General features: G+C 67.5%; 23 protein-coding genes. 15 read left to right on the top strand and 8 right to left on the bottom strand.

What is annotated here, in order from left to right; all coding sequences use genetic code 11:
* Positions 1-32 precede the first annotated feature (32 nt).
* Positions 33-569, top strand: a complete 537-nt coding sequence (locus M1247_RS00960) for a hypothetical protein (RefSeq protein ID WP_317154384.1) — start codon at positions 33-35, stop codon at positions 567-569.
* 11 nt (positions 570-580) lie between these two features.
* Here the strand turns inward: M1247_RS00960 and M1247_RS00955 are convergent, their stop codons facing one another.
* Positions 581-1,468, bottom strand: a complete 888-nt coding sequence (locus M1247_RS00955; protein ID WP_317154383.1) for an MOSC domain-containing protein — start codon at positions 1,466-1,468, stop codon at positions 581-583.
* Between the two features lie 2 nt (positions 1,469-1,470).
* Complete coding sequence (locus M1247_RS00950) at positions 1,471-2,262, bottom strand: HxlR-like winged helix-turn-helix transcriptional regulator (protein ID WP_317154382.1); 792 nt, start codon at positions 2,260-2,262, stop codon at positions 1,471-1,473.
* On the opposite strand from M1247_RS00950, the gene M1247_RS00945 reads away from it, so the two are divergent.
* Positions 2,246-2,653: a tautomerase family protein gene (locus M1247_RS00945; RefSeq protein WP_317154381.1), complete on the top strand. Its 408-nt coding sequence runs from the start codon at positions 2,246-2,248 to the stop codon at positions 2,651-2,653. The genes M1247_RS00950 and M1247_RS00945 overlap by 17 nt on opposite strands.
* 171 nt (positions 2,654-2,824) lie before the next feature.
* Here the strand turns inward: M1247_RS00945 and M1247_RS00940 are convergent, their stop codons facing one another.
* On the bottom strand, positions 2,825-4,027 hold the full coding sequence (locus M1247_RS00940; RefSeq protein ID WP_317154380.1) for a PucR family transcriptional regulator: 1,203 nt from the start codon (positions 4,025-4,027) through the stop codon (positions 2,825-2,827).
* Positions 4,028-4,129: 102 nt separating this feature from the next.
* Between M1247_RS00940 and M1247_RS00935 the strand changes: the two genes are divergently transcribed.
* Genes M1247_RS00935 through M1247_RS00920 form a run of 4 tightly spaced genes read left to right on the top strand, consistent with a single transcriptional unit; the run spans position 4,130 to position 8,074 of the window.
* Complete coding sequence (locus tag M1247_RS00935) at positions 4,130-5,152, top strand: NAD-dependent epimerase/dehydratase family protein (RefSeq protein WP_317154379.1); 1,023 nt, start codon at positions 4,130-4,132, stop codon at positions 5,150-5,152.
* On the top strand, positions 5,152-5,913 hold the full coding sequence (locus M1247_RS00930) for a hypothetical protein (RefSeq protein ID WP_317154378.1): 762 nt from the start codon (positions 5,152-5,154) through the stop codon (positions 5,911-5,913). The genes M1247_RS00935 and M1247_RS00930 overlap by 1 nt, the downstream gene beginning before the upstream one ends.
* Complete coding sequence (locus M1247_RS00925; protein ID WP_317154377.1) at positions 5,904-6,785, top strand: fumarylacetoacetate hydrolase family protein; 882 nt, start codon at positions 5,904-5,906, stop codon at positions 6,783-6,785. Before M1247_RS00930 ends, M1247_RS00925 begins: the two co-directional genes overlap by 10 nt.
* Entirely contained in the window at positions 6,782-8,074 is a 1,293-nt protein-coding gene (locus tag M1247_RS00920; protein ID WP_317154376.1) for an MFS transporter, read from the top strand. Before M1247_RS00925 ends, M1247_RS00920 begins: the two co-directional genes overlap by 4 nt.
* 115 nt (positions 8,075-8,189) lie before the next feature.
* Here M1247_RS00920 and M1247_RS00915 read toward each other — a convergent pair whose 3' ends face one another.
* Entirely contained in the window at positions 8,190-8,882 is a 693-nt protein-coding gene (locus tag M1247_RS00915) for an IclR family transcriptional regulator (RefSeq protein WP_317154375.1), read from the bottom strand.
* A gap of 67 nt (positions 8,883-8,949) precedes the next feature.
* Here M1247_RS00915 and M1247_RS00910 point away from each other — a divergent pair, with 67 nt between their 5' ends.
* From M1247_RS00910 to M1247_RS00890, 5 genes are read left to right on the top strand one after another with little or no spacing between them, the layout of a single operon-like run.
* Entirely contained in the window at positions 8,950-10,497 is a 1,548-nt protein-coding gene (locus M1247_RS00910; RefSeq protein ID WP_317154374.1) for an ABC transporter substrate-binding protein, read from the top strand.
* On the top strand, positions 10,490-11,488 hold the full coding sequence (locus M1247_RS00905; protein ID WP_317154373.1) for an ABC transporter permease: 999 nt from the start codon (positions 10,490-10,492) through the stop codon (positions 11,486-11,488). Before M1247_RS00910 ends, M1247_RS00905 begins: the two co-directional genes overlap by 8 nt.
* The gene (locus M1247_RS00900) at positions 11,485-12,312 is read left to right on the top strand and encodes an ABC transporter permease (protein WP_317154372.1); all 828 of its coding nucleotides are present in this window, start codon (positions 11,485-11,487) and stop codon (positions 12,310-12,312) included. The genes M1247_RS00905 and M1247_RS00900 overlap by 4 nt, the downstream gene beginning before the upstream one ends.
* A complete protein-coding gene (locus M1247_RS00895; RefSeq protein WP_317154371.1) occupies positions 12,312-13,121 on the top strand; it encodes an ATP-binding cassette domain-containing protein in 810 nt (269 codons plus the stop codon). Before M1247_RS00900 ends, M1247_RS00895 begins: the two co-directional genes overlap by 1 nt.
* A complete protein-coding gene (locus M1247_RS00890; RefSeq protein ID WP_317154370.1) occupies positions 13,118-13,951 on the top strand; it encodes an ATP-binding cassette domain-containing protein in 834 nt (277 codons plus the stop codon). Before M1247_RS00895 ends, M1247_RS00890 begins: the two co-directional genes overlap by 4 nt.
* 8 nt (positions 13,952-13,959) lie before the next feature.
* Here M1247_RS00890 and M1247_RS00885 read toward each other — a convergent pair whose 3' ends face one another.
* Positions 13,960-14,922 (bottom strand): ROK family protein, encoded by a 963-nt coding sequence (locus tag M1247_RS00885; protein WP_317154369.1) that lies wholly within the window; start codon positions 14,920-14,922, stop codon positions 13,960-13,962.
* Positions 14,923-14,954: 32 nt separating this feature from the next.
* Between M1247_RS00885 and M1247_RS00880 the strand changes: the two genes are divergently transcribed.
* Genes M1247_RS00880 through M1247_RS00870 form a run of 3 tightly spaced genes read left to right on the top strand, consistent with a single transcriptional unit; the run spans position 14,955 to position 17,964 of the window.
* On the top strand, positions 14,955-15,779 hold the full coding sequence (locus tag M1247_RS00880; RefSeq protein WP_317154368.1) for a creatininase family protein: 825 nt from the start codon (positions 14,955-14,957) through the stop codon (positions 15,777-15,779).
* On the top strand, positions 15,776-16,903 hold the full coding sequence (locus M1247_RS00875; RefSeq protein WP_317154367.1) for a mandelate racemase/muconate lactonizing enzyme family protein: 1,128 nt from the start codon (positions 15,776-15,778) through the stop codon (positions 16,901-16,903). The genes M1247_RS00880 and M1247_RS00875 overlap by 4 nt, the downstream gene beginning before the upstream one ends.
* On the top strand, positions 16,900-17,964 hold the full coding sequence (locus M1247_RS00870; RefSeq protein WP_317154366.1) for a serine hydrolase domain-containing protein: 1,065 nt from the start codon (positions 16,900-16,902) through the stop codon (positions 17,962-17,964). The genes M1247_RS00875 and M1247_RS00870 overlap by 4 nt, the downstream gene beginning before the upstream one ends.
* 78 nt (positions 17,965-18,042) lie before the next feature.
* Here the strand turns inward: M1247_RS00870 and M1247_RS00865 are convergent, their stop codons facing one another.
* Genes M1247_RS00865 through M1247_RS00855 form a run of 3 tightly spaced genes read right to left on the bottom strand, consistent with a single transcriptional unit; the run spans position 18,043 to position 20,859 of the window.
* Complete coding sequence (locus M1247_RS00865) at positions 18,043-19,155, bottom strand: histone deacetylase-like amidohydrolase (RefSeq protein WP_317154365.1); 1,113 nt, start codon at positions 19,153-19,155, stop codon at positions 18,043-18,045.
* The gene (locus tag M1247_RS00860) at positions 19,152-20,645 is read right to left on the bottom strand and encodes a sodium:solute symporter family protein (protein ID WP_317154364.1); all 1,494 of its coding nucleotides are present in this window, start codon (positions 20,643-20,645) and stop codon (positions 19,152-19,154) included. The genes M1247_RS00865 and M1247_RS00860 overlap by 4 nt, the downstream gene beginning before the upstream one ends.
* A gap of 1 nt (position 20,646) precedes the next feature.
* Positions 20,647-20,859, bottom strand: a complete 213-nt coding sequence (locus M1247_RS00855) for a hypothetical protein (RefSeq protein ID WP_317154363.1) — start codon at positions 20,857-20,859, stop codon at positions 20,647-20,649.
* Between the two features lie 105 nt (positions 20,860-20,964).
* Here M1247_RS00855 and M1247_RS00850 point away from each other — a divergent pair, with 105 nt between their 5' ends.
* Positions 20,965-22,002: a LacI family DNA-binding transcriptional regulator gene (locus M1247_RS00850; RefSeq protein WP_317154362.1), complete on the top strand. Its 1,038-nt coding sequence runs from the start codon at positions 20,965-20,967 to the stop codon at positions 22,000-22,002.
* The last annotated feature ends 318 nt before the right edge of the window (positions 22,003-22,320 follow it).

Genomic DNA, 22,320 nt, shown 5'->3' with positions numbered 1-22,320 from the left:
GCTGACAACACCGCACGGCCTTCACTAAGGGCATGACCTACAACGAACGAGCACACACCCGCCGAAACACACGACCGCTGACCATCCTTGCCATGGCCGCCCTGATCGGCTCGGGCTGTTTCACCCTAGCTGCCGAAGCCGGTGCCACCCCCAACGGAGGTGAGCAGGCGGCGAAGTATTCCCAGTGTATGCGGGCGAACGGCGTCGCAGACTTCCCCGACCCGGGTGCCGACGGCCAGATTGCCTACGGGGGAATCTCGGTCCCGAAGCCCGTATGGGAGAGGGCCATCGGTACGTGTGAGAGCTTGGCGCCGGAGGAATGGTCCACCGACGCGGGGCGGACGCCCGAGCAACAGCACGCCGCGCTCGACTTCGCCCGGTGCATGCGTGACAACGGGGTGCCGGACTTCCCCGACCCCGCCACCGCACGCGATCCCCTCATCGACACGTCGAAGATGCGCGGCGGCGTCAGCGCTCGAGAGATCCCGGAGCTCAAAGGCGCACAGGATGCGTGCGACGATTCCTTCCAGGCCGCGCTCCCGGGTCTCGGTACGGGTCACCCCGGCTGATTCACACGCACTCACGCCCGCCGCCGCGCCCCGCCCAGGACCGGTAATGCAGAAGGAAGAAGGACGGAGACCGGGTCGGGTTGCGACTCGGTGACCATACATTCGTCACCGAGGGCGAGGCGTGCAGGTCGAAGGACCGAGAATTTCGCACCGAACGCAATCCCGTCAGGGGTCCGACGGTAGGTGGCCAGGCTGCGCAATGGTTCGGTTCCGGCCCTGGCTCCGGCGAATTGGTCGACCATGGTGGTGACGCATCGGATGGATGGTTTGGCGAATCCGAGTTCGGCGCCGGCTATCACGATCCCGCGGGCCAGGTCCTCGCGATGCGGCCCTGGCCAACCGTCGACGACAATGTTGGGCCGGAACCGGTTCATCGGCAGTGCGACTCCACCCTTGTCGGCGATCACGGCATTGAGCTGCGCCAGCGATTCCGATGAGATCAGATGTACGGGCGAACTGTCCGCGAAGCCGGAGATGCCAGGGGTGAGTCCGCCGGTGACCCGGTGGTGCTCCGGAGGAACACGCACCAGTCGGCTGTCGGCGCCGAGGATGTGCGAAATCCATTGGGCCACCTCGTCTCCTTGGTCAATTCCGTAGTAAGTGGTGCCAAAGAGGACGACTGGCCTGCGTGGGCCCTCGACGTCGACTTCGATATCGATCGGATCCGTTCCATCGGCCCGCAGTCCGAGCCGGCGGCCCGCCGTGTCGATGACGGGTCTGATCAACGCCAACCGGGGGTCTCGGCGTTGAGACCGAAACGTCCCATCTGGCCCAACGACCATGAACGTGCGGTCATGGTCGAGACCGGCCTCGGTGAGCTGTGTAGCCGAGACGTTCATGCCTGCACAACTTTTGACGGGATAGCTGATCAATGCGGTGACGGCCGCCAGACATCTCATCGTTAGCCGGCTTCCGGTGCAGGAAGAGGGAACAGCCTCCGAAACCGCTCCACCACCTCGGAATCCCCACTGACGCGAAACTTCCCGCCATCTTGCATACCCGTGAGGGGCGTATCGGTGCGCAGCAGCGTCAGAAGGCCGCGTTGGTCGGTCTCCAACGTAGCGTCAGCATTGTCGGTGTCCCCTCGGCTGACCGATATTTCACCGTGCGCAACGCGTACTTGGAACGGTTCCCCGTCGACGTGGACCGCGATCGCGAAGTCGAGGTCCGCTGCGGCGGCGGGATCGAAAAGTGCTCCGAAAGAGAGCATCACCGAATCGGTGCCCATCGGGGCGTCATAGGGCATCGAAGGCGAGCGGCTGGCCCATTGCGCCAATCCCGTCACGATTGGTCCCAGCTGTTGACCCCACGGGGTGAGCTCATACACCCACGAGGCCGCGGGCGCCCTCAGGCGGCGGCGCAACAGCACACCTGCCTCCGTGAGTTCTTTGAGGCGCTGCGTCAGTACACCCGGACTGGCCCCAGGCAAGCCTGCCGCGAGATCGGAAAAGCGTTTAGGGCCAAGCAGCAAATCTCGGACGATCAGCAACGCCCATCGCTCGCCAACGAGGTCCAGGCTGTGCGCGACCGCACAACCCTGACCGTACTTCCGTTCACCCGCCACCTCGCCAAGTTTACCAGCGGAAAGTGGAAAAACGATGTTGATACTTGTTTTATCGTAGTATTTACTTCTATATTCGTAGTGTCCAACCGAACCGACCCAGGAGATGAAACTGATGCCCGTGTTCACCATCGACGCACCCACCGGTGTCGCCCGAGATGCCAAGCAGAAAATGATGAAGGAGGTCACCGACGCGCTCCACGAGGCGTGGCCGATACCCGACACGCGGGGTTGGCTGCGCGAGTACCCGGCCGAGAACATCTCCCAGGACGGGAGAATCGGCGTAGAGCGCGTGCGGCCCGTGTGCCTCCTGGAGGCTCCGGAACTGACGAAACTCGACGTGAAACGCAAGCTGGTGCAGAAGGTCGAAGCAGCGATCGCCACCGCCTACGACGGCGTCGCCAACACCGACGAGACCTTGGTTCTGATCAACCACTACCCGCTCAGCGACGTCGGCTGGCAAGGGAGCCTGCAATCAGACAGGCCGGAGATCGTCGCCGCCATCGCTCAGATAAATCAATAGGCCCGCCGGAGAGGGGAGCGGGCGGCTCGATCAACGACGCCTACCCCGCCGGGCTGAGCGCCGCGCTGCGGATCTATCACGAGGCACTCGGCCTGGCCAATAAGCAACCTCTGCACGGCCGTGCCGGTGTACTTGCGTGCCAACGATTCTGCGGAGTCGCACCCGGCGTTCTCACTGTCGGCTTGGCGCTCCGGTCAGCTTCTGCCAGCGCACGGCCAAGGCCAGCTCCACGGCGTCCGACAGCCGGGTCAGGTCCATACCGGTGATCTCGCGGATTCGCTTGACCCGGTGGTTGACCGTGTTGACGTGGACGAACAACTCCCTGGCCACGCGCGACTGAGACAGGTCGTGGGCGAGCAGCGTTTCTATCGTCTCCACCAGGTGGGGGTAGCCCGCCAAGGGCCGCAACCGGGTCTCGACAAGAGTGTCCGCTACCGCCGGGCGGCTGCTGAGCAGAATCTCAATCAGCGCCTCGTGGTAGCTGAGCATGGTGGCACCGGTGTTCGACGTGCCGGCCGCCGCGGCCCGTGCAGCCTCCGTGGATTGCCGGCACGATTCACCGGCGCTTAGCAGGCCGTCACTGAATTGCCCTATGCCACAGTAGATCGCGGTCTCGGCGGCAATCGCGGACAACGCCTGCCCAAGCACGCGACGCGGATCGGCGTCGGGCGAGCGCAGCGCGGTGATCGCCACGGTAGCCTGGCCGACGTCGCCGAACAGAATCTGGCCGGCGTGCGGCTGCAGTTGGACGGCCAGGCGGCGGCGCAACCGATGGAGGTCTAGCGGGTCGGCATGGGAGTCCCCGAGCAGTGCGAAGGCGAACCACCGGCCGTCGGAATCGATCTGAAGGGTGTCGGTCCACTGCTGGAACTCCGCCGTCGTCACGGGATGGCCGCTGGTGAGCGCGTTGACCAGTTCGTTCTCGGTGCGGCGCCGCGTCGCCTCGATCGCCGAGGAGGTCTCGCGATAGGCGTTGATCATCTCGTCGGTCATCAGGTCGAAGGTGGTGATGACCAGATCTGCTCGGCGGTTGGCCTGTTGCTCGGGCCACTTCCGCGAGTCGGCGAACAGGTCCAGCAGGATGACGCGTTCCGTCGACCGGTAGGCCTGGATGACTGATTCCAGCGGTACCGACTGGCTGGCTCGTCGCGACCCCAAAGTTCGCGCTGCCGCCATCTCCTGGACGGTCGGTCCGCGGTCGCGGTGCAACACCTCTACGGCCAGCTCCAGGTTCGCCCGCACCGACGGAAGCAGCTCACTGAGGTCGAAGCGATCCTGTGAATAGCCGGGGTAGATGTTCCACATAAGCGTGGCTGCCCGCTTTGCCAGCGCATCCAGATCTGGCGCGTAGTGCGCCACGGGTTGTGAAACCATCACAACACCCTACGGGCAACGTTGGGGATCCGCGGATCGACTTAGATGATCACACATACCAATGTGATGGGGAGCACGACGAGACAAAGCGCAGGAGGCGTGATGAGCATGACCGTGATCGACGAGATCGAACGCGATCTCACCACCCCCACCCCCGAGCTGATCGACGAGATCGCCCACCTTGACGGTGACATCGTGGTTCTGGGAGTGGGCGGCAAAGTTGGGCCCAGCGTGGCCATCATGGCCCAGCGCGCCGTCGAGCAGGCCGGTGTGGATAAGACCGTGTTCGGCGTCGCCCGGTTCTCCGACCCCGCCGCCCGGGCGTCTCTGGAGCGGGCCGGCGTCACGTCGGTCCAGGCCGACCTCACCGACGACCTGGAGCTGGCGGCGGTGCCGGATGCGGCCAATGTGATCTTCATGGCCGGCAACAAGTTTGGCACCGTCGGCAACGAGCACTTCACCTGGATGATGAACTCCTACCTGCCGGGCCGCGTCGCGCAGCGATTCCGCGACTCGCGAATCGTGGTGTTCTCGACGCTGGTCACCTATCCCTTGGCCGACGTCGCCACCGGCGGTTCGCGTGAGTCCGACCCGCCGGGGCCGATCGGCGAGTACGCGGCCTCGTGCGTGGGGCGCGAGCGCATCTTCGAGCACTTCTCTCACAAGTTCGGCACGCCCGTGCTGCTGTTCCGCCTCGGCTATTCGATCGAGACCCGGTACGGCGTCCTTCAGGAGATCGCGCAGGCAGTGCACGACGGCACGCCCATCCCACTCGACATGGGACACGCGAGTGTCATCTGGCAGCGCGACGTGGCCGAGTACGCCATCCGGTCGCTTCGCCTGGCCAGCAATCCGCCGCGTGCACTCAACATCACCGGCCCCGAGATCGTGTCGGTCCGCTGGCTGGCCGAGCGCTTCGCCGAGAAGTTCGACCGTCGCCCCGTCTTCGAGGGTGTCGAGAGCGGAACCGCCTACGTTATGGACGGCACGCAATTGCAGTCTGAGTTCGGCTACCCTCGCACCAATTTGCCGCAGATGATCGACACCATTGCCGAATGGGTGGGCGCGGCCAAACCCTTGATCGGCAAGCCGACGAAGTTCCAGCAGCGCAACGGCGCCTTCTGATGACGATGATCCGCAACGTGTTCGAATCGGTGACAGGCGCCGGCGCGATGATCAACTGGATCAGCGTGGCCCGCGAGGACCTGCCGATCTACGAAGACTGGTACAACTTCCAGCACCTGCCGGAACGAGTGTCCACTCCCGGGTTCCTGCGTGCTCGTCGGTTCGTCGCCGCCGACCAGGCCCAGCTTGGCGAGGCCGCCATGGTCGACTACCTGACCCTGTACGAAACCGTCGACGTGCACGTACTCGCCTCACCGGAGTACCTGCGGCGCCTCGACAACCCGACCGACCTCACCCTGGAGGTCGTCCCGTTGTTCACCGAGTTTCGACGTGCAGCCTGCCACATCACCGTGGCACGCGGCGACGGCTCGTCCGGTCGCGTCGTAGTAGTCGAGGCGCAGTCCGGCAATGATCTCGAAACGTTGCGAGACGCGCTGGCGGGCAGCGTGTTCCAGGAATTGATCAACGAGCACCGGGTGGTCGCCGCGTCGCTGTACGAACCGGATATCACGGTGAGCGATGCCAAGAATTCGACCGCCGAGGGGCGTTCGTCGGACCAGCAGCAGGCTTTGTCAGCGGTGGTTCTGATCGAACTGCACAGCGGGGTGGACGCCGATGCCCTGATTGCGGACCTTGCGCACAGAGCTACCCGTGCAGGAGCACGTTTCGATCAGTCGCGCCCCGCCCGGATTTTCGAGCTGATCTACGAATTGCGTTCAGCTACCACTTCATACCCTTCTGCGGAGGCACCGTGCGAATAGCCAATCTGAACGACCGACTCGTGCTGCTGCGCGATGGCGGCGCAGTCGACGTGCACACTGCCAGCGCAGGTCGATTCGGCCCAGACGCGCAATCGGCCTTCGAGGACTGGTCGGGCTTCTGCGAGTGGGCACCGACGGCGAACGGTCCCGCACAGGCTTACGCCACCACCGAACTGGGTGCCCCGGTCCCACGGCCGACGCAGATCTTCGCCATCGGTCTCAACTACGTCAGGCACGCCAAGGAGTCCGGGCTGCCGCTGCCCGAACAACCCATGGTGTTCACCAAATACCAGAGCGCACTCACCGGGCCCATCGGCCGTATCGCGCTTTCGGGTGACACCGTTGACTGGGAGGTCGAGCTGGTCGCGGTGATCGGTACCCCGGCCCACCGTGTCGACGTCGCTTCTGCATGGGATTACGTGGCGGGACTCACTGTAGGACAGGACCTCTCAGACAGGACGGTGCAGCAGGCCGGCAACCCCGCGCAGTTCAGCCTGGGCAAGTCGTTCCCCGGCTTCGCGCCGATCGGACCGGAACTCGTCACCATCGACGAATTCGACAACCCCGACGATCTGCGGGTCATGACCGAGCTCAACGGCACCGTGGTGCAGGACTCCCGGACGTCGGACCTGGTGTTCAGCGTGCCCGAGCTGATCGCCTACCTGTCCGGCATCGTCACGCTGCTGCCCGGCGACCTCATCTTCACCGGCACACCCGAAGGTGTCGGGCTGGGACGTACGCCTCCGAGCTACCTCACTGACGGCGACACCGTCGTCACCACCATCGAACGGATCGGCTCGATGCGGCACGACATGTACACGCCGGAAGCGCTTCTCAACTCATCCTCATTGATCGGCAGGGGGGCGTCATGACCAGATCCGTTGATTCCGCTGACGCAGCGCCCAGCCCCGACATACTCACCGCCGCCACTGCCTATACACCCCGTGAACGCCGGTTCGTGTTGATCTTCGCCATCGTGGGCGCGCTCATCGAGAGCATGGAACTCAACCTGCTCAGCTTCCCGATGTCCGATCTGGCCGCCTCGTTCGGCGTCACCAATCACGACGTAGTCGCTGCGATCACCGCGCAGAGCCTGGCATCGATCGTCGGTGGCTTCCTGTTCGGTTGGATCGCCGACAAGTACGGACGCAAACCGTCTTACATCCTCTTCACCGGCGCCTACTCGATCGCCGCGATCGTCGGCAGCACTCTGAGCGACTTCGACATGTTCTTGGTGACCCGTGTGATCGCCGGTGTCGCCATGGGCGGTGCCTTCGGCGTGCTGTTCGCAATGTTCGCCGAGAGCTGGAAGTCCCGCAAGCGCGGGTTCATGGGCTCGGTGCTACAGGCCATGTTCATCGCGGGCCAATTACTCACGCAGCTCGTCCTTTTCCTGACACTGTCGGTGTGGGGTTCGGACGCAGGGTGGCGGATCGGCTTCGCCGTGATCGGTGTCGGCTGTCTGGGCATCGCCGTGGCTGCGTACTTCTGGCTTCCGGAATCCATTCTCTGGCAGGCCAGTCGGCAGATCCGCCGCGATAGGACGCCGCAACCCGTCACCGATGGTGACGACCTACGAGGCAAGCGGCTAGCGCGTGGTGCGGTGTTCCTGACCATCTGCACCACAGGTGTTTTCGCCGCCAGCTACTCCTACATCACCTTCGCGCCTACCTTCCTGCGCACCACGCTGGGGATATCCCTCGGGATGTCGACCCTGATCCTCACGGTCGGCACTTTGGTCGCGATCGCCAGCTACATCGTCTTCGGGGCCCTGTCGGACCGAGTCGGCCGGCGCCGATCCACCATGTACGCATGCCTCGTCGGCGTGGCCGGCTTCGCGGGATTCGCCCTGTGGAGTACCGGCTCTCCCGCCGTGGGGGTGGCCGCGCTGGTGGGCACTGCGATCGGGTACGCCGGCTTCGGTGTCCTCGGGACGTGGATCTCGGAGTTCTATCCGACGCGATTCCGAGCACTCGGGTCGAATGCCACCTACTACGTCGCCAGGGGTCTGGGTTCCGGCCTTTACCCCCTGTTCGCCCTCACCCTGGCGGGCGGCGACCTTCGGCTCGCATTGGCGCTCGGAGGCATCGGCGCGGCGCTGGGCCTGCTCGGATGCCTCTTCGTGCCCGACACCGCAGGCCGCACCATCACCGCCGAATGACTCCATCTGAAAGGTGGCTGCCGCCATCTGCTTAACAGACGGCACCATCAGGCATCACGGCGGCTGAGATGCGGAAAACGACGACGTCTCGGTGAGGCCGCACCCTAGGGGTGACTCAGGCGGTGCCCGCCCGGTGGCCGAAGCACGGCGAGGTGAGTACCGCCGAGGCGTCGGCCGCTGCCGACCGCACCAGCGCGCGCACCCGGTCGAGCGCCTGATCGGCCAGCGTGAAGTCCGTGCCGGCCACCCCTAGTGCGCCGAGCACCTCGCCGCGCCGGTGGAACACCGGGGCGGCCACCCAGCGCAGATGCGTCGCCGGCTCCTGGGACACCACGGCGTCCGAGGACGCGGCGAGAATCGCCTGCCCGAGCGCCGTCTGCTCGATCGCACTCGTCAGCCCGGGCCGGACCGGGATGGCGAACGGATCCAGCGACTCGACCGCGTCGACGATCACGAGATTGCCGCTGTACTGCTGGGCGAAGTGCGCACTGAGCCCCGTCGCCGTCCGCAGCGACTCGAGCGCGGCCGCGACGGTCCTGCGCCACGGCGCATCAGAGAGTGCCGCGGCCGCGATCCCGAGGAAACGCGGGCCGATCCGGTAGGTGCTGTCCGGTTCGGCCACCACAAATCCCTGTGAGACGAGGTGCTGCAGCAGCCGATAGACAGTGGCCTTGGGCAGTTCGGTGCGGGCCGCGAGGTCCACGATGCGGTGGCACCCCCCACGTTCGGACAGCGCAGCCAGCACGTCCAGCACCTTCACCGCCGCCGCCCGCGGTGAATTCTCTGCTCCACTATCGCTCGTCGTCATCACCAGTTATGGTAGACCATCGTTTCGTCAGATGAAACTGACGTTTCATATTTGAAGGACTGCGCCAGTGAACCTCCACGCACCGCTGACCCGCCGACGGCTGCTGACCGCGGGCGCCGCTGCCGTCCCACTGCTCGGCATGCCCGCGCTGCTCGCTGGCTGCGCCACCGGCAGCCCGGCCGCCTCGGGGAGCCGGATCCGGGTGTCGCAGGCCGTCGACCCGACCACGCTCGACCCGCAGAAGCAGGGGTCGATGACGACGATGAACGTGCTGATCAACATGTTCGACACGCTCACCGCCCGCGACGTGCACAACCAGCTGGTGCCCCGACTGGCCACGCGCTGGACCGCGATCGACGACCACCATTGGCGGTTCGTGCTGCGCCGCGGGGTGACCTTCCACAACGGCGAGCGGTTCGACGCCCAGACGGTCAAATACAGCATCGAACGGCTGCTCGACCCGAAAACGCAGTCGCCGATCGTGGAGCTGCGCTACGTGACCGGCGTCCGGGTGATCGACCAATACACCGTCGACGTCGAGCTCAGCAGCCCAGACCCCGTGATCCCGGCCAAGCTCTCGCTGTTCGGCGGCGTGATGGTGCCGCCGAAGTACCTGGCCGACGTCGGCGACGAGAAGTTCGCCCTCGCGCCCGTCGGCACCGGCCCGTTCCGGTTCGACAGCTGGAAGCGCGGCGTCGGCATCAAAATGCGGGCCTACGACAACCACTGGGCGAGCAGGCCGAGCTACGACGAGTTGGAGATCCGGACCATCCAGAACCCAGCCTCGGCCCTGGCCGCGCTGCAGAGCGACGAAGTGGACCTGGTCACCGGTCTGGTGCCCGACGCCGCGCTGCAACTCGAGGGCTACAAGGGCGTGCAGGTCAGTTCCTACCCCGGGCTGCGGATGAGCTACCTGTCGCTGGACACCACCGATCCGGTCTTCGCCGACGTCCGGGTTCGCCGGGCCCTCAATCACGCAATGGACGTGCCGCTACTGGTCAAGGCCACGCTCAACGGGCATGGCCGCGAGGTGCCGACGATGATCCCGCGAGAATCCTTCGGGTTCGATCCCGCGATCGCGCCGTATCGGCGGGACCGCGACCTGGCCCGGCGGCTCCTCGCCGAGGCCGGGCATCCGCAGGGGCTGTCCACCACGCTCACCGCGTCCAGTACCGACGCGATGACCGCGCAGGCCATCGCCGGCCTGCTGACCAAGGCCGGCGTCGACACCAAGGTGTCGCTGCTCGACGCGTCGACGTACTCACAGCGGCTGACCAGCGACAACCGCAAGGCGCTCGGCCCGATGTACCTGGCCGCCAGCACCGGCTGGACGCTCGACGGCTCCAGCCCGATCCAGTCCAACGTGCGCACCGGCCGCCGGCAGAGCCGCTGGTCGAACCCGCAGGCCGATCAGCTGATCGACGCCGAGGAGAACTCGATCCTCCCGGCCGACCGGCAGAAGGCGTTCAGCGCCCTGCAGCACTTGTTCAACAAGGAGGCCCCCTTCGTGTTCCTCTATCAAGCCGACACCATCGTCATCTCCAACGACAAGGTCCGCTGGACGCCCAATGTGATCGGCGACCTGGATCTGCAGAACGCGTCGCGCGATGACTGACCTGATGGCAGGCCCGGCCCCGATCCGCGCCGCCGCGCAGCGGCAGTCCGGCGGCACCCGCGCCCTGAACGTCGGCCGCGTCGTCCTCGGCAAGATCACCTCCGCCGTGATCGTGCTGTTCGTCGTCGCGACCGTCGCGTTCCTGCTGGTCCGGATCTCCGGTGATCCGCTGGCGCTACTGCTGCCCCCGGACGCGACCCAGCAACAGGCCGATCAGCTGGCCGCCGAACTAGGCCTGAACCAGCCGCTGCTGGTCCAGTACCTCCACTACCTCGGCGGCCTGCTGCACGGCGACCTCGGCCGGTCGATCTTCTTCGACCAGCCCGTCGTGTCGCTGATCGGTGAACGGCTGCCGGCCACCGCGCTGCTCGCCGTCGCGGCGCTCGCCCTCTCCCTGATGATCTCCCTACCCGCCGGCATCCTGGCCAGCGTCCACCGGGGTCGGATTACCGACACGGTGATCAGCGGCATCGTGTTGATCGGACAGTCCACGCCGGCGTTCTGGATCGGCATCGTGTTCATCCTGCTGTTCGCCGTCCGGCTGCACGTGCTGCCCGCGGCAGGCTACGGCGGGGCCGCGCATCTGGTGCTGCCCGCCGTCACGCTGGCCATCTACTCGATCGCCGTGGTGGCCCGCGTGCTGCGCACCTCGCTGGCCGAGGAGCTTTCGGCCGACTACATCCGCACCGCGACGGCCAAGGGTCTCAGCCGCAGCCAGGTTGTCCTTGGCCACGGGCTGCGCAACGCGTCCCTGCCGGTGGTCACCGTCGTCGGTCTGGAGCTCGGCTCGCTGCTCGGCGGCGCGATCCTCACCGAGCAGGTGTTCTCCTGGCCGGGGATCGGCCGGCTCACCGTCGAAGCGATCTCCAATCGCGACTTCGCGCTGGTCCAGGGCGCGGTGCTGTTCTTCGCGCTGGTGTTCGTCGTGGTCAACCTGCTGGTCGACCTGTCCTACACGCTGCTCGACCCGAGAGTGAGGCTCGGCCGATGATGCATCGCGTCCTGAAGGCCCGGATGGCGCTGCCCGCGCTGATCGTGCTCGCCCTGGTGGTGCTGTGCGCGGTGCTCGCGTCGGTGCTGTCGCCGTTCGACCCCAACGCGCAAGATCTGCTGACCCGGCTCAGTCCGCCGCAGTGGACCGGCGGTCACCTGCTCGGCACCGACAACCTCGGCCGCGACGTGCTCAGCCGGCTGATCTACGGGGCCCGCATCTCGCTGTTCGTCGGCCTGGCGGTCGCGCTGATCTCCGGCACCATCGGTGCCCTGGTCGGCATCGTCGCGGGATACCGCGGCGGCTGGGCCGACCGGGTGCTGATGCGGTTGGCCGATGTGCAGCTCGCGTTCCCGGCGATCCTGCTGGCGCTGGCCGTGGTGGCGTTCCTCGGCAACGGCCTGTGGGTGGTGATCATCGTGCTCGGCGTCACCAACTGGGTGTCCTACGCCCGGGTGGCGCGCTCCAGCGTGCTGTCGCTGCGCGAGCGTGACTATGTACTGGAGGCCCGGGCGATCGGGGTCGGCCCGGCCACGATCATGCGCAGGCACCTCCTGCCCAACGTGCTCGCGTCGCTGATCACCATCGCCGCGCTGAACGTCGCCTCGGCGATCGTCGTCGAGTCCGCGCTCAGCTTCCTCGGCCTCGGCGTCCCGGCCGACATCCCGACCTGGGGCTCGATGCTGGCCGACGGGCAGCTCTACCTCGGGACGTCGTGGTGGATCGCGGTGTTCCCCGGGTTGGCGCTGACGCTGACCGCGCTGTCCATCAACATCACGGGCGACGCGATCCGCGACGCCGTCGACCCGAGGACGTACCGCTGATGAGCGCACCGATCCTGACCGTGGACGACCTTCGCGTCGACTTCGAGTTGCCCGGCCGGACCGTGCACGCCGTCCGCGGCGTGTCGTTCGAGGTGCGGGCCGGCCGCACGCTGGCGATCGTCGGCGAATCCGGCAGCGGCAAGTCCGCCACCGCGAGCAGCGTGCTGCGATTGAACCCCGAACCGCCCGCCCGCTATCCGTCCGGCCTCATCACCTATGAAGGCCGCGACGTGCTGCGGCTCTCCGAAAAGGAGCTGCGCGGCATCCGCGGTGCTGAGATCGCGATGGTCTTCCAGGACCCGATGTCCAGCCTGAACCCGGTGCGCCGGATCGGCGCCCAGATCGCCGAGGTGTTGTGCCGGCACCGCGGCGGCCGCGCGGCCCGCTACCACGACGACGTGCTGGCCGCGCTGGAGGCGGCCGGGATCGACGACCCGCAGCGCCGCGCGGCGCAGTACCCGCACGAACTTTCCGGGGGCCTGCGGCAGCGGGCCATGATCGCGATGGCCCTGGTCGCCGGTCCGCGGCTGCTTATCGCCGACGAGCCTACGACGGCGCTGGACGTCACCGTGCAGGCCCAGATCCTCGACGTGCTGGCCGGCCTGCAGCAGGAGCGGCAGATGGCGCTGCTGCTGATCACCCACGACCTCGGCGTGGTCGCCAACATGGCCGACGACGTCCTGGTGATGCGGGCCGGTGAGGTGGTCGAGCACGGCGACGTGCTGTCGATCCTGACCGACCCCAAGCACCCGTACACCCGGCAGCTGCTGGCCGCCACCCCCCGACTGCGTGAGGAGAGCCCGGCATGAGCGAATCACGAGTGCTGCTGCGCACCGTCGAACTGCGCAAGGAGTTCCCGATCCGCGGCCGCGCGCCGATGGTCGCCGTCGACGACGTCTCGGTGCAGCTGCGGGCCGGTGAGACGTTGGCGGTGGTCGGCGAATCGGGCTCCGGCAAGACCACCTTGGCCCGGATGATGCTCGGGTTGCTGGAGCCGACGTCCGGACGGGTCGAGGTGAACGGCCGCGACCTGACCACGCTGCCCGCCTCCGAGCTGCGGGCCCTGCGCCGCGACCTGCAGGTGGTACTGCAGGACCCGTTCTCGAGCATGAATCCCCGGATGCGCGTCGTCGACATCGTCGCCGAGCCGCTGGTCACCCACGAGCCAACGCTTCGGGGACGACGCGGACGAGCCGATCGGGAGCAGCAGGTCGCCGAGCTGCTCACCGCCGTCGGCCTGGACGCCGACATCGCCTCCCGCTACCCGCACGAATTCTCCGGGGGTCAGCGGCAACGCATCTCGATCGCGCGGGCGCTGGCGCTGCGGCCGGAGGTGATCGTGCTCGACGAGCCGACCAGCGCGCTGGACGTCTCCGTGCAGGCGCAGGTGCTCGACCTGCTGTCCGCCCTGCAAGCCGAGTTCCACCTCAGCTACGTGTTCGTCTCCCACAACCTGGCCGTGGTGCGCAAGCTCGCCGACCGGGTGGCGGTCATGCGGTACGGCGCGGTGGTCGAGTCCGGCCCGGTCGCAACGGTTTTCGAGCATCCGTCCGACCCGTATACGCGGGCGCTGCTGGACGCCGTACTGGAACCCGATCCGCGTCGCGCGCACCGCCGCCGCACCGTGGACGTGGCGTGACGGCCGCCCTACTGGCCGGACAGCCGGGACAGCACCAGGCCGGCGCCGCCCAGCAGCGCGACGTCGTCGGCCGCGGTGTCGGCGGCAACCACGCGGGGTCGTTCGGCGAAGTCGGCCCAGTCGCTGACCGCCCGCAGGCGTTCCTCGATGCGGCCCAGGAACGCGCCGCCGCCGACGGCCGCGTCACCGTGCACGATGTAGAGCCCCGGCGCGAGCAGGTGCTGCACCGAGGACAGACCGACCGCGAGGTTGTCGGCGTAGTCGGCCATCAGCCGTCGCGCGCCGGTGTCTCCGCGGGCCGCGGCGATCAGGTCACCGACCCCGTCGATCGGCTCCAAGCCGCGCGCGGCCGACTCCTGCCGCAGCCACGTCGACGTCGCGATTGTCTTCCAGCAGCCGAGGTTCCCGCACGAACAGCGGCGACCACCGAGCGCGACGGTGATGTGCGCGCCGCTGCGCCCGCCGAGCGGCGCGATCACCTTGCCCTCGTACAGCAGACCCAGGCCGAGCGTGTCCCCGGTGGCGACCGAGGCGAACGACGCCCGGCCGGCGCCATGCCCGAACCAGCGGTCGCCCAACACCTGCAGCCGGGCCCGATGGTCGACGAACACCGGGCAGCCCAGCAGCCGGGTCAGCGACGCCGCGATCGGGTAGCCGCTGAACCCGGGCTGGTCGTCGATGCGGCGCAGCACCCCGGTGGTGTGGTCGACCAGACCGGCACTCGCGACGCCGACCCCGCACAGCGGGCTGCCCTCGAGACAACCGGTCACGGTGTCCTGCACGGTCTGCTGCAGCACCGCCGCGTCGTCGGTGGCAGGGAAGTCCGCCTCGGCGCGCCGCACGATCTGACCGGCGGGGCTCACCAGCGCCACCCGCACCGACCCGGCGAGCAGTTCGATACCGCCGATCAGTGCCTCGGGCCGGACCGCCTGCAGGTGCCGCCCGGCGTGGGCGCCCACGATGTCCGTCACCGTTCCATCCTGCCTGATGGGAGACCCCCCGAATGACCGTGCGCCACCTTGCAACTCTGACCCGCGGGGCCGTCCGCACGCTTGCCGCCGACGGCGCCGTGGCCGTTCTGCCGATCGGCGCGGTGGAGCAGCACGGCGACCACCTGCCACTGGGCACCGACTTCCTACTGGTGGAGGCCGTCTGCGATCGCGCGTTGCAGCACCTGGAGGACGACGGCACGACCTGGGTGCCGATGCCCACGATGACGTTCGGGCACAGCCCGCACCACCTGTTCGCGGCCGCCGTGAGTCTGCGGCCCGGCACCCTGTCCGACGTGCTGGCCGACGTGCTCGACTCACTGGCCCAGACCGGGTTCCGCCGGATCGTCATCGTCAACGGGCACGGCGGCAACGACGAGCTCATCCGGCTGGCGGTGAAGGCACACTCCCTGCGCGCCGAGGGCACCGCGGCGGCCTGCTCCTACTGGACGCTGAGCGCCGAGACCACCGCCGAGGCGGCCGCTGCCGAGCGGCCCGACCGCACCCCCGGGCACGCGGGCTGGTTCGAGACCTCGCTGATGCTGGCCGTGCACCCGGAACTCGTCGCCGACGACCGGCCGTTCACACCGTCCGACCCACCGCCGCTGTTCAACCGCAGCCTGGCCCCCGGACTCACCGTCGAGCGGCACGGCGAGTGGCCGCGCGTCGGCGGCACCACCGATGACGCGCGCGAGGCGAGTGCGGAGACCGGCCGGCTGCTGCTCGGTCGCCGCGTCGCCGGCCTCGTCGCCGCACTGCGGGACCTCAACCAGGCCACCGCGACACCCCCTGCTGATTCCGTCCCGTCCACCGACCGCGAAAGAGGTCCCCAGGCATGATCATCACCGGCATCGACGTACAGGTCGTCAACCTGCCGCTGACCAGCCCGTTCCGCAGCTCCTTCGAGACCAAGACCGGCGAGACCCGCACCGTCGTCCGCGTCACCACCGACGACGGTCACGTCGGCTGGGGCGAGACCATGTGGGGCGCCCCGGTGGCCCGGCTCACCGAACAGCTCTCCGCCTCCCTGATCGGCAAGAGCCCGTTCGCGCTCGAGGAGTTCCACGCCACCCACACGATGGTGCCGTTCTTCTACGGCTACATCGGGTACGCCGCGCTCGCCGGTCTCGACGTCGCCTGCTGGGACCTGATGGGCAAGATCACCGGCCGCCCGCTGACCGACTTGATCGGTGGCCGCGTCCGCGACACCGTGCCTATCACCGCGCTGATCACCCGCGCCGACGCACCGGCCGCCACGGCCGCCGACCTGCCTGCCGCGCTGGCCGAGCACGCCGAGAAGGTGGTCGCCGTCGGCGGCTTCACCGCGGTCAAGCTCAAGGGCACCAAGGACGTCGACGGCGACGTGGAGATCATGCGGGCACTGCGGGCAGCGCTGCCGGACGTGGAGCTGCGGGTCGACCCCAACGCCGCGTGGAGTGTGCCCGAGTCGATCCGGGCCGGGCTGCGCATGGAGGAGCTCGACCTGGAGTACCTCGAGGACCCGTGCTGGGGGATCGATGGGATGGCCCGGGTCCGGGAGAAGGTCCGGATCCCGTTGTGCACCAACATGTGTGTGGTCGCGTTCGAGGACTTCGCGCCGGCGATGCGGCTCGGTGCGGTCGACATCATCCACGGCGACGTCTACAAGTGGGGCGGCATCAAGGCCACCAAGGACCTGGCCGCGCACTGCTCGACGTTCGGGCTCGGCATGAACCTGCACAGCGGCGGCGAGCTCGGCATCGCCACCGCCGCGCACCTGGCCGTGGTCGCCTCCACACCGGTGCTGAACCGGGCCATCGACAGCATGTACTACCTGCACGACGACGACATCATCGATCCGATTCCGCTGCACGACGGGCGGCTCTCGGTGCCCGACGGCCCCGGGCTCGGCGTCATTGTGGACGAGGACAAGCTGGCCCACTACGCCGCGCTGAACGCACGGGAAGGCGACCTGGTCAAGTGATTTCGGCGATCGAGGAGCTGCTCACCGCAGCCCGTCGACGCCGCGTCTTCTCGGCCGCCGGCTGGTCGGTCGGCACTGCCACCACGACCCTGTGCCGTGGCCTGCTCGGCACGACATCGTGGGATTCGCCGGCCTGGGATCCACCGGCCACCGACGTGACCGAGGACAGCCGGTGGGACCTCGCCTCGGTGACCAAGCCGATCGTCGCGATCGCGGTGATGTCGCTGGTCGAGGGCGGCGTGCTGACGCTCGACGACACCATCGCCGAGCACCTGCCGGACTACGCGGACACCGACAAGGCCCGCATCCGGGTCAGGGATCTGCTCGCCCACACCTCCGGCATCCCCGGTCAGCAGCCGCTCTACCGGTGGAACCGGACCCGCGACGAGCTGCTCACCGCGATCCGCGGGCTACCGCTGCTGGGCCCGCCGGGAGCGCAGGTCGCCTACAGCTCACCGGGCTTCATCCTGCTCGGGTTGATTGCGGAATCCGCCGCCGGGATGCCACTCGACCTGCTGGTGACCGAACGGATCACCCGGCCGGCGGGAATGGCAGACGCCGGATTCGCCGCGCCACCAACCGAACTCGCCGTCGCGACCGAAGACGATCCGTGGCGCGGCCACCTGGTCCGCGGCCAGGTGCACGACGAGAACGCCGTGGTGCTCGGTGCGCCGGCCGGCCACGCCGGCATGTTCGCGACGTTGGCGGACGTGGAGGCACTCGGCCGGACGCTGTGCGCGCACGGACACGGCGCCAACGGCCGGGTGCTGACGCCGGCCGGGTACGCCGCGATGATCGCGCCGCGCACCGACCACCTGCCGCTGCGGCGGACGCTGGGCTGGCAGGGTGTCGATCTCGTCGACTCCGTCGCCGGTGACCTCATCGGTCCGCGCGGCTACGGCCACACCGGGTTCACCGGGACGTCACTCTGGGTCGACCCGGACCGCGGCAGCTACGTCGTGCTGCTCACCAACCGGGTCCACCCCAGCCGGCAGAGTGAGGCGATCGGTCGAGTCCGGCGGGCGGTGAACAACGCCGGCTTCGCGCTCGCGAGCCGCTGACGTCAGCCGGTGGCTACGTAGAGCCGGTGGCTGCCACTACGAAGTACGTCTTGCTAATCTTCGGGACTCGACCGCTACCTACAACCGCAACGCCTCGGCGATCAGGGCAGCTTGGGCGATCACCGCATCCTGCCAGGGCTGCAAGATGTGCGCGGGCGAGGCATCGAAGCTCTGCGCAAAAGGATCGGGCACGCCGGTCTCGTGTCCGGTGAGCGCTTCCAGCACGGCCAGGCCGCAGAACGGCACGTGCACCGGTGAGTAGCCACCTTCGTGAGAGAAGACGATCTTTCCGCCACAGACGTTGTCCGCCAACCCAACCAGAAGAGCAGCCATGTCTTTGAAGCCACCCGAAGTGACCGTCATGCAGCCCAGCGGATCGACCGGGCTGGGGTCGAATCCGCTGGAGACGAAGATGATGTCGGGCCGGAACGCGGTGACGGCGGGGACGGCGACGCGCTCGATCGCCGCCAGGTAGGCACCGTTACCGGAGCCTGCCGGCAACGGGACATTGATGTTGGCGCCGTCGGCGCCACCGGTGTCTGCGACGCCGCCGGTGTCCTGCGGGAAGAGCCGGTCCTGGTGCAGTGAGATCGTCAGCACGTTCGGATCGTCCCAGTAGATGGACTCGGCGCCGTTGCCGTGGTGGACGTCGTAGTCGACGATCGCGACCCGCTGCACGCCAAGCGTCGCGCGTACGTATTCGATTGCGACGCAGACGTTGGAGAACAGGCAGTAGCCCATGCCCATGTCGCGGCGGGCGTGATGGCCGGGGGGACGCACCAACGCATAGGCGTTGTCCACGTCCCCGGTGAGCACGGCTTCGGCGGCGGCCATGGTGCCGCCTGCGGCCAGCCGGGCGATGTCATAAGACCCGCGCCCGAACGGGGTGTAGCCATCTCCCCCGTCACCACCGCGGTCGGCGCTCTCGCGTTCGATGCGATGCACATGCTCGGCGTCGTGCACTCGGAGCAGATCTTCCCTGGACGCCAGCCGCGGTGTGACCCGGACCAGCTCGTCGATCATCCCTGAGACTTCCACCAGGCCGGCCATCCGCGATTTGGACTCGCCGCTCTCAAAGGTGATGTGCGGCTGGTTGAAGCCACCGGCCGGGAAGATGCCCACGTGAGTGCCGGTGTCGTGCCAGGCGTAACGCTCGTGCCAGATGTAGCCGGTGCGCCGGTGTGCGGTCATCGTGTTTGCCCTACCTTGTCGGGTGCGTGTAGAGAGTCGAAAAGCTCGTCCACCCTTCGCTGTTCGTCGGCGCTGGCCGGCTTGGCGCAGGCCACAACGATGTAGACGACGACGTTGACCACCAGGGCGGCCACCCCGGAGGTCAGTCCACCGAGCACCGGGATTGCGATCGGGTACATCATCTGCAGCACGCAGGCGGTGGCGAAGCCGAACACCATGGCCGCACACGCGGCGGCGGCATTGCCGCGGCGCCAGAAGATCCCGAGGAACACCGTCGGAGCCAGCTGCACGATGCCCTGATAGGAAACCTGCGCCAACGCCACCATGCCCGAAGAGAGCACATTCGTCGTCGCTACCGCGACCGCGCCGGCCAGCAGAGTCAACACCCCGACCGACATCTTGCCCCACCGTGGGTCCTCGACCCGGGTGCCGCGAGCGACTCCCACAACGTCATTGGCGATTTGGGCGCCCAGGGCTTGCAGATTCGCCCCGACGTTGCCCATGGTGGCTGCCAGCACGCACAGTCCGGCCAGCGTCAGCACGATCGGCCCGCCCACTGACGCGGTGAGGAACCACACCTCGTCGGGTGCGTCAGCCACGCCGGGCAGGGTCGAGGCCGCCATCGCCAGCAGGCACAGCGAGGAGCCGAAGATCAGCAGCAACGGTGAGGCCATCACCGCGGCGCGCTTGATGGTGTGGGTGCTGTTGGAGGCGAACAGCCGCACGAAGATGTCCGGCCAGCACCACCCACCGAGCGCACCCGTGGCCACCAACGAGAACAGGTAGAACGGCCCTTCCACGCTGCCCGGCCCGGGCAGGGTGAAGAACGCTGGTTCGATCTCGCCGAAGCCGTGTCCGTTGGTCAGCAGCCAGGTCAGCAGTCCGAGGATCAGGACGGTGCCGAAGAGGTAGGCGACGATGCCTTGCACGAAGTCGCTGATCACCAGGCCGCGGGCGCCGAGTCGTACCGTCCACCACTGCCGCACGACCAGGACACCGATGCCGATCAGGGCGGCCCCGGCTGCCGGGACCGTACCGAACGACAGGTACTCGAACACCAGCGTCAGGGACTGCATCCCGAGCACGATCCATGGGAACGAGGCGATCACCCCGATGATTGCGGCAATCACCCGCACCTGGGTAGATCCGTACCGCAGTCCCAGCAGATCAGCCTGGGTGCGCAGATCGAACCGCCTCCCCGACTCGTGCACGGGTTTGGCCAGCAGGAACATCAGCACGACGGCGAGGATCGAGTAGGCAACGAAGTAGAACCCGATGGCGCCTGCGCTGGCGGCGTAGCCGGCGAACGCGATGAAGATGGTGCCAGGAAGCCAGGTGTTGACGAATGCCATGGCCGAGAACATCGGCCCGAATGATCGCCCGGCAGTGGCATATTCGCTGAAGTCAGCGCTGCCTCTGGTGCGCTGCAGCACGACGAACAGCACGATCAGGAAGACGGCGACGCCGCCGTAACCGATGAGGATCTCCATGTCAGTCCTCCCCGGCCGAACTGTCGACGCGGTACATGACCATCAGCGAGAGCACCCCGATGACGCCGGTGATCAGGAAGAACCAGACCCCGCCCTGCCCCAGATACCACGTCAGCGGCGGGAACAGCAGGATTACGAAGTTCAGGATCGCGAGCGCGACGACCATCGTCGTATTTCGGCGTTTAGGTGGGCGTGGGGCCTCAGCAGCCATCATCGCGTCTCCTTCATGCCGGAACGTTCCGGCATATTTGAGACTCGCGCCACAGAGAGCTGTTGTCAAGGGGTGAGTCTCGATTCGCAGCGTGGCTACGATGGCCGGATGGCACCGCGACGTGTGACGATCGTGGAGATCGCCGAGCATGTGGGGCTGTCGAAGACCACGGTGTCCGACGCGCTGCACGGCGGCGGCCGCGTCTCCCCTTCCACTGCCGCGAAAGTGGCGGCAGCCGCCCGCGAACTCGGCTACGTGACCAATCGTGCCGCCCGCCAGCTGCGCGGCCGCAGCGTCGGCGCCTTCGGGATCTACATCCCGCCTATTGCCAGGAACTTCAACTTCTACATGGAGTTCGCGTTCGGCGCAGCCCACGGCTCGGCCGAGCACGATGCTGATCTCACGTTGTTCGCCCGCGATGCCGAGGTGGGGCCGCGCCACTTCCAGGTCGACGGCGTAATTGCGGTGGATCCCCTGCCGGGCGATCCGATGCTGGAGCGCCTGGTCGACGCCGACATCCCCATCGTGACCGCAGGCCGGCCACCTGCCGCGCTCGCCGATGCCGTCGCGGCCGTCATCGAGGCACCACATAGCGAACTGGCGCGGACCGTGCTCGACTACCTGCACGAAAGCGGTTTCCGGCGACCGGCTTTCGTCGGATCGGACCGGCAATTCTTCTCCTCATGGGCCGACGATGTGCGGCAGAGCTATTTGGACTGGTGCGCTGCGCATGACGTCGAGCCTTCTGCTTTCGACTGCCCGCTGGGTGCGACGCTTGACGAACTGGGCGCGGCAGTGCGCTCGGCGGTCAAACCGTCGGATGTCGACGCTCTGGTGTGCGCGCCGCAGGGCTTCGCCGGGAGGTCGATGGGCATCCTCGAATCCATGGGGAGGCACGTGGGACCGGAGTTCGGCCTGGCAGCGTTGAGTAGCGATCCCACAACGGAATTGGGAAACACACGAATGACGGCGGTCGACCTCGCGCCGTGGACATTCGGCCGGGAGGCGGTTGGCCTGCTGGCCGCCGTGATGGCCGGCGAACCCCGACCGTACCTCAACCGGTTCGAGAAGGTCAGTGTCCGCAAGGCCGGCGAAGAGATCGGAGCCCGAAGTCAAGCCTCTCGGCCAGCGGATCGGCGGACATGACAACCACTAGTGGACTCGCATGAGCCCGCCTATGCGAAGCGGCCAGCTTCATCGAAGGTCAACCTCGGGTTGCGGGGGAACAGTGCGGCCAGTTCCCCGTACCCGATGCCGCAGATGAAGTTCGACGCGATCCGAACCCCGACATCGGTCCGCAATCCAAACTGAGAGCGCGGGCGACGATGACAAGGTAGTCCACTTCAGTGTCGCCAGCGATGGTCAGATTCGGTCGGTTGCGGACCGCGTCGGTCAGGTTCATGATTCCGGTGTTCATGCGGCGGCCGTCGATGACGTTCAATGGGTATGGCGAAACACCCTCGT

This window comes from Mycobacterium appelbergii (assembly GCF_032883035.1).
Lineage (GTDB): Bacteria > Actinomycetota > Actinomycetes > Mycobacteriales > Mycobacteriaceae > Mycobacterium > Mycobacterium appelbergii.
Note: the sequence above shows the minus strand (reverse complement) of the source record. Positions and strands in the feature narration are given on the sequence as shown.